11 protein-coding genes are annotated in these 12920 nt (G+C 72.0%); 4 read left to right on the top strand and 7 right to left on the bottom strand.

Annotated features, from left to right (window positions below; translation table 11 throughout):
* Window positions 1–71 precede the first annotated feature (71 nt).
* The 3 genes from ACFYO5_RS32110 to ACFYO5_RS32100 are packed head-to-tail and all read left to right on the top strand — an operon-like array spanning window position 72 to window position 3825.
* Window positions 72–1151, top strand: coding sequence for a thiamine ABC transporter substrate binding subunit (locus tag ACFYO5_RS32110; RefSeq protein WP_388715583.1), 1080 nt, complete (start codon window positions 72–74; stop codon window positions 1149–1151).
* 56 nt (window positions 1152–1207) lie between these two features.
* On the top strand, window positions 1208–2809 hold the full coding sequence (locus ACFYO5_RS32105) for an ABC transporter permease (protein WP_388715580.1): 1602 nt from the start codon (window positions 1208–1210) through the stop codon (window positions 2807–2809).
* A complete protein-coding gene (locus tag ACFYO5_RS32100) occupies window positions 2809–3825 on the top strand; it encodes an ABC transporter ATP-binding protein (protein ID WP_388715577.1) in 1017 nt (338 codons plus the stop codon). The genes ACFYO5_RS32105 and ACFYO5_RS32100 overlap by 1 nt, the downstream gene beginning before the upstream one ends.
* A gap of 136 nt (window positions 3826–3961) precedes the next feature.
* Here ACFYO5_RS32100 and ACFYO5_RS32095 read toward each other — a convergent pair whose 3' ends face one another.
* The 7 genes from ACFYO5_RS32095 to ACFYO5_RS32065 all read right to left on the bottom strand — a co-directional run bounded on the left by ACFYO5_RS32095 (window position 3962) and on the right by ACFYO5_RS32065 (window position 10942).
* Entirely contained in the window at window positions 3962–4678 is a 717-nt protein-coding gene (locus tag ACFYO5_RS32095) for an LAETG motif-containing sortase-dependent surface protein (protein ID WP_388715574.1), read from the bottom strand.
* A gap of 159 nt (window positions 4679–4837) precedes the next feature.
* Window positions 4838–5962 carry an LOG family protein gene (locus ACFYO5_RS32090; protein ID WP_388715571.1) on the bottom strand — a complete coding sequence of 375 codons (1125 nt, stop codon included), beginning with the start codon at window positions 5960–5962 and terminating at the stop codon, window positions 4838–4840.
* 35 nt (window positions 5963–5997) lie between these two features.
* On the bottom strand, window positions 5998–6417 hold the full coding sequence (locus tag ACFYO5_RS32085) for a VOC family protein (RefSeq protein ID WP_388715568.1): 420 nt from the start codon (window positions 6415–6417) through the stop codon (window positions 5998–6000).
* A 154-nt stretch (window positions 6418–6571) separates the two neighbouring features.
* The gene (locus ACFYO5_RS32080) at window positions 6572–8125 is read right to left on the bottom strand and encodes a hypothetical protein (RefSeq protein WP_388715565.1); all 1554 of its coding nucleotides are present in this window, start codon (window positions 8123–8125) and stop codon (window positions 6572–6574) included.
* A complete protein-coding gene (locus ACFYO5_RS32075; protein WP_388715562.1) occupies window positions 8107–8847 on the bottom strand; it encodes an ABC transporter ATP-binding protein in 741 nt (246 codons plus the stop codon). The genes ACFYO5_RS32080 and ACFYO5_RS32075 overlap by 19 nt, the downstream gene beginning before the upstream one ends.
* Before the next feature lie 195 nt (window positions 8848–9042).
* Window positions 9043–10407 (bottom strand): aspartate aminotransferase family protein, encoded by a 1365-nt coding sequence (locus tag ACFYO5_RS32070; RefSeq protein ID WP_356561923.1) that lies wholly within the window; start codon window positions 10405–10407, stop codon window positions 9043–9045.
* A 19-nt stretch (window positions 10408–10426) separates the two neighbouring features.
* A complete protein-coding gene (locus ACFYO5_RS32065; RefSeq protein ID WP_356561921.1) occupies window positions 10427–10942 on the bottom strand; it encodes an Lrp/AsnC family transcriptional regulator in 516 nt (171 codons plus the stop codon).
* A 170-nt stretch (window positions 10943–11112) separates the two neighbouring features.
* Between ACFYO5_RS32065 and ACFYO5_RS32060 the strand changes: the two genes are divergently transcribed.
* Entirely contained in the window at window positions 11113–12561 is a 1449-nt protein-coding gene (locus ACFYO5_RS32060; protein ID WP_356561919.1) for a gamma-aminobutyraldehyde dehydrogenase, read from the top strand.
* Window positions 12562–12920: the final 359 nt, after the last annotated feature.

The following is a 12920-nucleotide window of genomic DNA, read 5'->3' as shown; positions in this document are numbered from 1 at the left end:
GCCCTGTCCGGGCCCCTCGCGGGTCCGGGCGGGGCCGCGTCTCTTCCTGGTCACCCCCAGGAGGAATTCCAGTGCACACCAGGACGTTCGTGGCCGCGGTCGTCGGCCTCGGTCTCGTCACGCTCTCCGCCTGCGGATCGTCGGACGACGACGGTTCCCCGCGGAGCGGGAGCAAGACCGTCACCCTCGTCAGCCATGACTCGTGGGTCGTCTCCAAGAAGGTGCTGGCCGACTTCGAGAAGCGGTCCGGCTACCAGGTGAAGGTCCTCAAGGACGGCGACGCCGGGCAGGCCGTCAACAAGGCGATCCTCACCAAGGACAACCCGCAGGGCGACGTCTTCTTCGGCGTCGACAACACCCTGCTCTCGCGCGCGCTCGACAACGGCCTCTTCCAGCCGTACGAGGCCCACGGGCTCGACCAGGTGGACGGGCAGTACCAGCTGGACGCCGCCAAGCACCGGGTCACACCGGTCGACCACGGCGACATCTGCGTCAACTACGACAAGAAGTACTTCGCCGACCACAAGCTGGCCCCGCCCGCCACCTTCGACGACCTGGCGAAGCCGGCGTACCGCAACCTCCTCGTCACCGAGAACGCCTCCACCTCCTCGCCGGGTCTCGGATTCCTGCTGGGCACCGCGGCGAAGTACGGCGACGACGGCTGGCCGGACTACTGGAAGAAGCTCAAGGCCAACGGCGTGAAGGTGGTCGACGGCTGGGAGCAGGCCTACAACGAGGAGTTCTCCGGCTCGGCCGGCGGCAGGAAGGCCGGCGCGGACCGGCCGCTCGTCGTCTCCTACGCCTCCTCGCCGCCCGCCGAGGTGATCTACGGCGACCCGAAGCCGACGACCGCGCCGACCGGCGTCGCGACCGGCACCTGCTTCCGGCAGATCGAGTTCGCCGGACTGCTGAGCAACGCCAGGAACAGCGAGGGCGGCAAGGCGCTGCTCGACTTCCTGGTCTCCAAGGAGTTCCAGGAGGACATGCCGCTCAACATGTTCGTCTACCCGGTGGCGAAGGGTGCGGCCGTGCCCGCCGAGTTCACCGAGTACGGCCCGGCCGCCAAGGATCCCGAGACGATGGACCCGGCGAAGATCGCCGCGGACCGCGACCAGTGGGTCAAGTCGTGGACCTCGCTCGTACTGAGGTGAACCGGCGGGCGGCCACCCGCCGCCGGCGTACCGGGAGCGCGGCGCGGCTGGGACTCATGGTCCTGCCCGTCGCGTTCTTCGGGCTGTTCTTCGCCTGGCCGGTCGCCGCGATCCTCTCGCGCGGGCTGTACTCCGGCGGCGGCTGGCACTTCGGGCGCCTGCTCGACGTGCTGGGGCAGGCGGACACCCGGCACGTCCTGTGGTTCACCACCTGGCAGGCGCTCGCCTCCACCGCGCTCACCCTGCTGCTCGCCCTGCCCGCCGCCTACGTCTTCGCCCGCTTCTCCTTCCCCGGAAAGCAGGTCCTGCGGGCCGTGGTGACCGTCCCGTTCGTCCTGCCGACCGTGGTCGTCGGTACGGCGTTCCTGGCGCTGGTCGGCCGCGGCGGTCTCCTCGACGACCTGTGGGGCGTACGGCTGGACACCACCGTGTGGGCGATCCTGCTCGCGCACGTCTTCTTCAACTACGCCGTCGTCGTGCGGACGGTCGGCGGGCTGTGGGCGCAGCTCGACCCGCGGCAGGAGGAGGCCGCCCGGACGCTGGGCGCCTCGCCCTTGCGGGCCTGGCGGCAGGTCACCCTGCCGGCCCTCGGGCCGGCCGTGGCCGCCGCCGCGCTCATGGTGTTCCTCTTCACCTTCACCTCCTTCGGTGTGGTGCAGATCCTCGGCGGGCCGACGTTCTCCACGCTGGAGGTCGAGATCTACCGGCAGACCGCGGAGATCTTCGACCTGTCGACGGCCGCCGTCCTCACGATCGTCCAGTTCGCCGCCGTGGGCGCGATCCTCGCCGTGCACGCCTGGACCGTACGGCGCCGGGAGAGCGCGCTGCGGCTGGTCGACGCGGCCGGGACGGCGCGCCGGCCCCGCGGCGCCGGCCAGTGGGCGCTGCTGGCCGGGGTGCTCGGCACGGTGGCGCTGCTGCTCGTGCTGCCGCCGGCCGTGCTGGTGCAGCGCTCCCTCGACGCCCCCGACTTCGCCTACTACCGGGCGCTGACCCGCGACGACGGCAACGTGTTCCTGGTCCCGCCGATCGAGGCGATCGGCAACTCGCTGGAGTACGCCCTCGCCGCCACCGCGATCGCGGTGACGATCGGCGGGCTGGCGGCGGCGGCCCTGACCCGGCGGGACGCCGGGCGCCTGGTCCGCGGGTTCGACGCGTTGCTGATGCTTCCGCTGGGCGTCTCCGCCGTGACCGTCGGCTTCGGCTTCCTGATCGCGCTCGACGAGCCCCCGCTGGACCTGCGGGCCACCTGGATCCTGGTGCCGCTCGCGCAGGCGCTGGTCGGCGTGCCGTTCGTCGTGCGGACCATGCTGCCGGTGCTGCGGGCCGTGGACGAGCGGCTGCGGGAGGCGGCGGCCGTGCTCGGGGCGTCGCCGTGGCGGGTGTGGCGGGAGGTGGACCTGCCGATGGTGCGGCGGGCGCTGCTGGTCGCGGCCGGGTTCGCCTTCGCCGTGTCGTTGGGGGAGTTCGGCGCGACGGTGTTCATCGCACGGCCCGACAACCCGACCCTGCCGGTCGCCGTGGCGCGGCTGCTGGGGCGGGCCGGAGAGCTGAACTACGGCCAGGCGATGGCCCTTTCGACGATTCTGATGCTGGTGTGCGCGGTCGCCCTGCTGGTGCTGGAGCGGCTGCGCGCCGACCGTACGGGGGAGTTCTGATGCTGCGGCTCGAAGGCGCGACCGTGCGGTTCGGGGGCCGGGCGGTGCTGGACGCCGTCGATCTCGCCGTCGCCGAGCACGAGGTGGTGTGCGTGCTCGGGCCCAGCGGCAGCGGCAAGTCGACGCTGCTGCGGGCGGTGGCAGGGCTGCAATCCCTCGACGCCGGACGGGTCGTGCTCGACGAGCGCGACCAGGCGGGCGTGCCCGCGCACCGGCGCGGGCTGGGGTTGATGTTCCAGGACCACCAGCTGTTCCCGCAGCGGGACGTGGGCGGCAACGTCGCCTTCGGCCTGCGCATGCGCGGCACCGAGAGGCGCCGACAGCGGGAACGGGTGAGCGAGTTGCTCGACCTGGTCGGGCTGCCGGACGCGGCCCGGCGGTCGGTCGCCGCGCTCTCCGGCGGCGAACAGCAGCGGGTGGCGCTGGCCCGCGCGCTCGCGCCGAGCCCACGGCTGCTGATGCTGGACGAGCCGCTCGGGCAGCTCGACCGGTCGCTGCGGGAACGCCTCGTCGTCGAACTCCGGGAACTGTTCGGGCGGCTGGGCACCACCGTGCTCGCGGTCACCCACGACCAGGGCGAGGCGTTCGCGCTGGCCGACCGGGTCGTGGTGATGCGGGACGGGCGGATCGCCCAGACCGGTACGCCGCTCGAGGTGTGGCAGCGGCCGGCGGACGCGTTCGTGGCCCGCTTCCTCGGCTTCGACAACGTGGTGGCGGCGAGCGTCACCGCGGAGGCGGCGGACACACCGTGGGGCAAGATGCCGGTGCCCGCCGGTTCCCCGCAGGGCGCCCGCACGCTGCTGGTGCGGCCGGCGGGGGTACGGCTGGTCGACGCCGGACAGGGACTGCCGTGCACGGTCGCCGCCCGCACCTTCCGAGGCACCCATGTCGCCGTCCACCTCCAGCCGGCGGACGCGCCACGGCTGGAGGCCGCGTGCGCGCTGCGGCTCGCGCCGGAGGTCGGGGACACGGTCGGAGCGGAGTTCGACGCGGCCGAGATCGTGGTGCTCGACTGATCGTCCCGCCCGGATCGGTACGACGGACGGCCCCTCGCGCACCTGACGGGGGGTCGTGGCTGGAGAGGACGGCCTTTGGGTGCCCCGGCGAGTGGCCCGCTCCCTCTCGTCGGTAGGGGGCGGGCCACTCGGTCGGTCAGCGGTTGCCGGTGCCCTTGCGGCGCATGCCGAAGAAGACCGCTCCGCCGCCGACGACGACCAGGACGGCCGCGATGCCGGCGATCAGACCGGTGCGCGAACTGGCCCCGGTCTCGGCGAGGTTGGACTCCTGGGCCGCCGGCGAGGGCGCGTTGCTCGCGGTGTCCGCGGGCGCGGCGCTGTCGCCCTCGGAGGCCGACGGGGTCGGCGTCCTCGACGCGGCCGGGGACGAGGCGGAGCCGGAGGGGGTCGACGCCGGGGTCGAGGGCGTCGACGGGGCCGACGGGGTGGTGGGGGTGGTGTCGGCCGCGCAGGCCTTGGCGGGCGTGGTCAGGTTGGGCGTGATGTCGGCCTCGAACGTGCCGGCCTTGATATGGACCCGGTACTCGGCGTTCGGCTCCCACTGTTCGGCGAAGACGGCGGTGTCGCCCTCGGCGGAACCCTTGACCGGTGTGGGCCGGCCTATCCGCTTGAGGTCGGCGTTGTTGTTCTGGAGGAAGACGGTGACGACCGCGGGGGTGGCCGTCGCGTCCGTGTTGGTGACGGTGATGACGCCCTTCGAGCCGTCGCAGGAGGCTGCCGCGGAGAACTGCCCGATGCTGACGGGGTCGGTGGCCAGGGCGGAGCCGGAGGTACCGAGGACAAGGGCGGCCGAGGCGCCGGCAAGACCGAACATGCGTACCGAACGAGCGGCGGTACGGCGGGATGGGGACACGTTTGTCCTTTACGTGATGTGCAACTGCGGGGGGCGGAGGGGGAGATGCCGCCCCCGATGCGGCGGCGACAGCCTCCCCAGGGGTCTCACAGGTCTATAAGCGTTACATAAGAAGTGTCAATGCGTCGACGCTTCCGGCCCCTTGGCTTTGCCCGCTCATTAACCGCCGAGACGTTTCAGCGCCTCGGGAGCCTCCTCGATCCGGTCCACCAGGGCGATCCGGTCCCCCATCGACCGCTCCTCGGCCAGCTTCCGCAGCAGCGGCCAGGCAGGCAGCCGCTCCGTCCAGTGCGCCCGGTCCACGAGCACCATCGGCGTCGGCTCGCCCCGCGACTCGTAGTAGTTGGGCGTCGCGTTGTCGAAGATCTCCTGTACGGTCCCGGCGGCACCCGGCAGGAACACGACGCCCGCGGTGCAGCGGGCGAGCAGGCCGTCCTCGCGGGTGGCGTTGGAGAAGTACTTGGCGATGTGCGCGGCGAAGGGGTTCGGCGGCTCGTGGCCGTAGAACCAGGTGGGGACGGCGACCGAGGTGCCGCCCTGCGGCCAGCGGGCACGGACCTCGAAGGCGGCCGACGCCCAGGCGGTGATCGAGGGCGTGAACGTCGGCGCCGCGGCGAGGATCCCGAGCGCCTCGGCGAGCATGCCGTCGGGGAACGGGGCCGCGTAGGCGCCGAGGTTGGCCGCCTCCATCGCGCCCGGACCGCCACCGGTGGCCACCGTCAGTCCGGCGCGGGCGAGTTCGCGGCCGAGGCGCGCGGCACCGGCGTACGCCTCCGTGCCGCGGGCCATGGCGTGACCGCCCATCACGCCCACCACCCGGGAGCCTACGAGGAGTTCGTCGAGCGCGTCCGAGACGGCGTCGTCATGGATCGAGCGGAGCATGGAGGCGAAGATGTCGCCGTCGGCCTTCGTCCGCTGGAACCAGCGGTACGCCAGGGCGTCCGGGGTCGACTCGTAGCCTTCGTCGAGCGAGGCGAACAACTCGTCCGGCGTGTAGACGAACGCGCGGTACGGGTCGAAGGGGAGGCCGGGTATCGGCGGGAAGACCAGGGCGCCGGAGCCGCGCGCCTTCGTCGCCGCGGCCGGGTCCATCGGGCAGCCGAGGAAGACGGCGCCCGCGGTGTCCAGGGTGAGCAGGACGTCCGTACGGTCCGTCAGGTCGACCGCCTGGACGCGGAAGTGGGAGAGGGTGCCCCGGGTGGAGACGACCTCGTCGAACTCGGCGAGGGACTCGATCTCACGGTCGTGGGTACCGTCGAACGGCTGGGCGGGTGTCGGATGCACCCGCCCATGCTAGGCGTGCCGCCTTCGCTCGCGGATCAGCCTTGGATCCCCGACGGGTCCATCCAGACGACCTCCCACGTGTGGCCGTCGAGGTCGTCGAAGGAACGGCCGTACATGAAGCCGTGGTCCTGCGTCTCGTTGGCCGGCGAACCGCCCGCGGCCAGGGCGCGGTCGACCAGCTCGTCGACCTTCTCGCGGCTCTCGGCGCTCAGCGCGATCATGACCTGGCTGGTCTTGGTGGCGTCGGCGATCTCCTTCTTCGTGAAGGTCGCGTAGAACGGCTTGGTGAGCAGCATGACCGCGATGGTGTCGCTGATCACCACGGAGGCGGCGTCCTCGTTGGTGAACTGGGGGTTGATCGAGTAGCCCAGCTCCGTGAAGAACGTCTTGGAGGCGTCCAGGTCGTTCACGGGCAGGTTGACGAAGACCATCTGCTGGTGGGCGGGGGTGCTCATCGGGGTGTCTCCCATCGGGTCGTACGGCTGGTGCGCGGCGCGTGGTGTGCGGTGTCGCGCGTGTTCTTCGGTGGGGTAGACCCGGGGGCCGCGCGGAAGTCATCGGTGTTCGAAGATTTTTTTCGAGCGGATTCCCGTGCGGTTCCGATACGGCTCAGGGGGTCAGCGGGAGGGCCGCGAGAGCCGCCACGGTCAGGGTGAGCGGGAGGAACAGCGCGGCGAGGGCGCCGGCCCTGAGCGCTGCCGCGCTGCGCAGCACCGTGGACGGGGCGCCGAGGCGCAGCAGCGCGGCCGTGGTGTCGGCGCGGGCCTGGCGGGCCTCCACCGCGGCCATGAGGAGCGTGCCGAGGGCGCAGCCGGCGACCAGGGCCGCGCCGAGAGCGGTGAGCGGGCCGAATGACGGGTCGGCGGGGTCGTACAGGACGGCCATCATGTACGCGCCGGAGGCCACCGCGCACAGGACGCCCAGGGGGGCGCCGATACGGGAGGCCTCTTCCATCAGGCCGCGGCCCGCGAGAAGGCGGAGGGCGCCGGGGCGGGCGGCCTGGAGGAGGCGGCCGCAGAGGTGGGTGAGGCTGGGGCCGGCCACGGCGAGGCCGATCGCGGTGAGGGCCCAGCCGACCAGGACCGCGGCGGGGCCGGTGGGGCCGCCGGGGAGGGTCAGGTGGTGGCCGGGGGTGCGGCCGGCGTAGGCCTCCACGGCGAGGCCGGCCGCGAGCAGGGCCGCGCCCCACGGGAGCGTCGTGGGGTTGGGGCGGGGAGGAAGGGGCGGGGCGTCGAGCGGGGCGGAGCCGGGGGTGTGGGCCGGGGATTTCCCGATGTCGTCGGCCGGGGCCGGGGGAGCGGTCGCGCCGCCCGGCGCCGGCGGGGTGCCCGTCCCTCGCCCGGCCTCGCTGCGGCGCGGGGGCCACCAACGCCCGGCCGCGCCGCCCGCGGCCGGACCGGGTTCGGGGTCGTCGACCGCGACCGCGCCTTGCGCGGTGCGGGTGGCCGCTGCCCGGCGGGACGGTCCGGTGGCGTCGACCGCGACCGGGGTCTGTGCGGTGCGGGTGGCCGCGGCCCCTGTCCCGGCGGCGCCGGGGTGGGCTCGTCTCGCGCCGAATCTGCCGTAGGCGCCGAACGTCTCCTGGAACGCCGTGGAGGTGGTGAAGCGGCGCAGGGCGAAGCCGGTGCCCCGGGAGTTCGCCGCGAGGCGGGTGTCCCGGGGACGGAGGGTGAGGACCACCGCGAGGGAGGAGGCCGCGGGGGTCAGGGCCAGCAGGGTGAGGGCGGCGGGGAGGGGCAGGGGGATCTCCGCCGCCAGGAACGATGCGGCCGCTCCGTCGAAGGGCATGCCCGTGAGGTCGCCGCGGAGGTGGAGGAAGAGGAGCAGGGCCAGCATCGAGCCCAGGGCGGTGGACAGGGCCGTCGTGGTCGCCGAGATCGCCATCAGGCGGGCGGGGCCCAGGCCGATCGCCGCCAGGCCGGGGCGCGGTCGGGTGCCCGGGTCGGTGCGGGCCACCGCGAGGGCGAAGTGGACGGTGGCGGCCAGCGGGACCGCGCACCAGGCCAGCCGGAGCACCGAGCCCGCCGCGGCGTCGGGGTGGCTCAGGGCGTGGCCGAGGGTGCACAGCAGGAGGAAGCCGGTGCCCCCCGAGGCCGTCGCGACGAGCAGCCGACGCAGCTGGACGGCCGGATGGGCGCTGCGGGTCAGGCGGAGAGCGAGCACGTCGCCCGGCCTTCCGACTCGGTGACCGGCGGCAGGTGGACGGTGCGCACCCGGCGCCCGTCCAGGAGGGAGACCGTGCGGTCGGCGAGGGCGGCGGTGTCGGCGTCGTGGGTGGCCAGGACGACCGTGATGCCGTGCGAGCGGGCCGCCGTGGTCAGGGTGCGCAGCACGTGGCCGCGGTCCGCGCGGTGCAGGGGGGCCGTCGGCTCGTCCGCGAAGAGGACCGAAGGGGCGGGGGCCAGGGCACGGGTGATGCAGACGCGCTGACGTTCCGCCTGGGTCAGTTGGTGGGGCAGCAGCCGGGCCTTGTCGCCGACGTCGAGGCGTTCGAGCCACTCCAGGGCGGCGACCTTGGCCCGGCGGCGGCTGGTGCCGCGCCACATCAGGGGGAGGGCCGCGTTCTCCCAGACGTTCAGCTCGGGGACGAGCACGGGGGCCGGGTCGATCCAGCCGAAGCGGTCGCGGCGGAGCCGTTCACGGGCCATCGGGCCCATGGTGTGCACCGGGACGCTGTTGAACCAGACCTCGCCGCGCTGGCCGCGGGCCAGCCCGGACAGGCAGTGCAGCAGGGTCGTCTTGCCGCTCCCCCGCGGGCCGGTGACGGCGAGGATCTCGCCTTCCCGCACGCCGAGCGACACGCCGCCCAGCGCGGGGGAGCCGTCGGGGTGCGTGTAGTGCAGGGAGCGTGCCCACAGCACGTCGTTGTCCGGCGGGGCCTCCATGGGCGTACACCTCGGTTCAGATCTGTGGTTCCCGTGCGCATCCCCCGTGCGGGGGAACGAAGGCAGGGCCGATCGGTCACTCGCACGCTAGGCAGCCGGAAGGGGAAGGCCGGACAGCACACGGCCCCGGGCCGCCGTTTCTCACTCGAACGGTCGACGCCGGGGCCGGTGTTGATCAGCTGATCGGGCTGACGGTCAGAGCTTCGTCCACGCCTCCGTCAGCGTGGCGCGCAGGATCTGCTCGATCTCGTCGAAGGTCTGCTGGTTGGAGATCAGCGGCGGGGCGAGCTGGATGACCGGGTCGCCGCGGTCGTCGGCACGGCAGTACAGGCCGTTGTCGAAGAGGGCCTTGGACAGGAAGCCGTACAGGACGCGCTCGGTCTCCTCGTCGGTGAAGGACTCCTTCGTCACCTTGTCCTTGACCAGCTCGATGCCGTAGAAGAAGCCGTTGCCGCGGACGTCGCCGACGATCGGCAGGTCGTGCAGCTTCTCCAGGGTGGCCCGGAAGGCGCCCTCGTTGTCGAGGACGTGCTGGTTGAGGTTCTCGCGCTCGAACAGGTCGAGGTTGGCGATGCCCACGGCGGCGGAGACCGGGTGGCCGCCGAAGGTGTAGCCGTGCAGGAAGGTGTTGTCGCCCTTGTAGAACGGCTCGGCCAGGCGGTCGGAGATGATGCAGGCGCCGATCGGGGAGTAGCCCGAGGTCATGCCCTTGGCGCAGGTGATCATGTCCGGGACGTAGTCGAACTTGTCGCAGGCGAACATCGTGCCCAGGCGGCCGAAGGCGCAGATGACCTCGTCCGACACGAGAAGCACGTCGTACTGGTCGCAGATCTCGCGGACCCGCCGGAAGTAGCCGGGCGGGGGCGGGAAGCAGCCGCCCGCGTTCTGGACCGGCTCCAGGAAGACGGCGGCGACCGTCTCCGGGCCCTCCATCAGGATCTGCTGCTCGATCTGGTCGGCGGCCCAGCGGCCGAAGGCCTCCGGGTCGTCGCCGAAGAGGGTGGCGCGGTAGATGTTGGTGTTCGGCACCTTGTGCGCGCCCGGGACGAGCGGCTCGAAGGGGGCCTTGAGGGCCGGCAGGCCGGTGATGGACAGGGCGCCCTGCGGGGTGCCGTGGTAGGCGACCGCACGCGAGATGACCTTGTACTTGGTGGGCTTGCCGGTCAGCTTGAAGTACTGCTTGGCGAGCTTCCAGGCGGTCTCGACCGCCTCGCCGCCGCCGGTGGTGAAGAAGACCTTGTTCAGGTCACCGGGCGCGTGGTGGGCGAGGCGTTCCGCCAGCTCCACGGCCTTGGGGTGGGCGTAGGACCACACCGGGAAGAACGCCAGCTCCTGCGCCTGCTTGAAGGCGGTCTCGGCCAGTTCCGTGCGGCCGTGACCGGCCTGCACCACGAACAGGCCCGCGAGACCGTCGAGGTAGCGCTTGCCCTTGTCGTCGTAGATGTAGGTGCCCTCGCCCCGGACGATCGTCGGGACGGGAGCGTTCTCGTACGAGGACATGCGGGTGAAGTGCATCCACAGGTGGTCGTACGCGGTGCGGCTGAGGTCCTTGGTGCTCACGGTTATCGGGTCCTCACGGTTATCGGGTTCCCCACATGTAGGTCTGCTTCTTGAGCTTCAGATAGACGAAGCTCTCGGTGGAGCGCACGCCGGGCAGGGCGCGGATGCGCTTGTTGATGACGTCGAGCAGGTGGTCGTCGTCCTCGCAGACGATCTCGGCGAGGACGTCGAACGAGCCGGCGGTCATCACCACGTACTCGACCTCCGCCATGTCGGTCAGCGCGTCGGCGATCGCCTCGGTGTCGCCCTCGACGTTGATCCCGACCATCGCCTGCCTGCGGAAGCCCACGGTGAGCGGGTCCGTGACGGCGACGATCTGCATCACGCCCTGGTCGAGCAGTTTCTGGACGCGCTGGCGCACGGCCGCCTCCGACAGGCCGACGGCCTTGCCGATCGCGGCGTAGGGCCGGCGGCCGTCCTCCTGGAGCTGCTCGATGATGGCGAGGCTGACGGCATCCAGGTGAGGGGTGCCGTTCTTGGACTCGCGGGAGTCCCGGTGCTCTGCGCTTCGACTGGCCACGACGTCACTCTGCACGACGTCTCGACAGTTACGCAAGGCATGGGCGATGAAATTCGTTGTTTACGTGACCGAGACTTGCGGATTTCGCAGCAGTGACGCGATCGGGGGTGTTGAAAACGTCGGTCGGCCGATTAGGGTGGGTGTCTCAGCCATTGGACAGTTCGACCTGACACAGGAGGCCGGCAGTGAGCACCGAGCCGCGTGGGCTGCGCACCCTACGGAATTACATCGCCGGTGAGTTCCGGGACGCCGCCGACGGACGGACCACCGAGGTGGTCAACCCCGCGACGGGTGAGGCGTACGCGACCGCCCCGCTCTCCGGCCCGGCGGACGTGGACGCCGCCATGAAGGCCGCCGCGGACGCGTTCCCGGCCTGGCGCGACACCACTCCCGCCGAGCGGCAGAAGGCCCTGCTGAAGATCGCGGACGCGTTCGAGGAGCGGGCCGAGGATCTGATCGCCGCCGAGGTGGAGAACACCGGCAAGCCGATCGGGCTCACGCGGTCCGAGGAGATCCCGCCCATGGTCGACCAGATCCGCTTCTTCGCGGGCGCGGCCCGGATGCTGGAGGGGCGCTCGGCCGGCGAGTACATGGACGGCCTGACCTCGATCGTCCGCCGCGAGCCGGTCGGCGTCTGCGCGCAGGTCGCGCCGTGGAACTACCCGATGATGATGGCCGTGTGGAAGTTCGCCCCGGCCATCGCGGCCGGCAACACGGTGGTGCTCAAGCCGTCCGACACCACCCCGGCCTCCACCGTCCTGATCGCCGAGATCGTGGGCTCCATCCTGCCCAAGGGCGTCTTCAACGTCGTCACGGGCGACCGCGACACCGGCCGCCTGATGGTCGAGCACCCGGTTCCGGCGATGGCCTCCATCACCGGCTCCGTACGCGCCGGCATGTCCGTCGCCGAGTCCGCCTCGAAGGACCTCAAGCGCGTCCACCTGGAGCTGGGCGGGAAGGCGCCCGTCGTCGTGTTCGAGGACACCGACATCGCCAAGGCCGTCGAGGACATCTCGGTGGCGGGCTTCTTCAACGCCGGCCAGGACTGTACGGCCGCCACCCGTGTCCTCGTCCAGGAGGCCATCCACGACGAGTTCGTGGCGGCGCTGGCCAAGGCCGCGTCCGAGACGAGGACCGGGCAGCCGGACGACGAGGACGTGCTGTTCGGCCCGCTCAACAACCCCAACCAGCTCCAGCAGGTCAGCGGCTTCATCGAGCGCCTCCCCGCCCACGCCAAGGTGGAGGCGGGCGGCCACCGGGTCGGCGACAAGGGCTACTTCTACGCCCCGACCGTCGTCTCAGGCCTGAAGCAGGACGACGAGATCGTCCAGAAGGAGGTCTTCGGACCGGTCATCACCGTCCAGACCTTCACCGACGAGGACCAGGCCGTCGAGTACGCCAACGGCGTCGAGTACGCCCTCGCCTCCTCGGTGTGGACCAAGGACCACGGCCGGGCGATGCGCATGTCCAAGAAGCTCGACTTCGGCTGCGTGTGGATCAACACCCACATCCCGCTCGTCGCCGAGATGCCCCACGGCGGCTTCAAGAAGTCCGGCTACGGCAAGGACCTGTCGGGGTACGGCTTCGAGGACTACACGCGGATCAAGCACGTGATGACCTCGCTGGACGCGTAGGCCTCCGGCGGCCGGGCCGGAGCGTCTCGGGCGAGGCGCCGCCGGGCCGGCCGTCTCGGCAAGCTGCCGCACTGACCGTCTCGGCGGGCCGCCGGACCGCCCGTCTCGGGGAGCCGCCGGACCGCCCGTCTCGGGGAGCCGCCGGACCGACCGTCTCGGTGGGCCGCCGCACCGCCTCCTCGCACCGCCTCGCGCCCCACTTCGCCGCCCCGGACGGGGGTTCTCCGTCCGGGGCGGCGCTGTGCCGTGTCGTTCCCGCCACCCGGCTTTGCCAACTCTTTACAACCTGTGCCCCCGCTGTCTCGTCTCTCCGCTCGATCCGTCACACAGCCCGTGCGGACCGACGAAGGAGAGCGACT

It is taken from the genome of Streptomyces sp. NPDC006259 (genome assembly GCF_042870975.1).
Lineage (GTDB): Bacteria > Actinomycetota > Actinomycetes > Streptomycetales > Streptomycetaceae > Streptomyces.
This window is presented reverse-complemented; position numbering and strand designations above follow the sequence as displayed.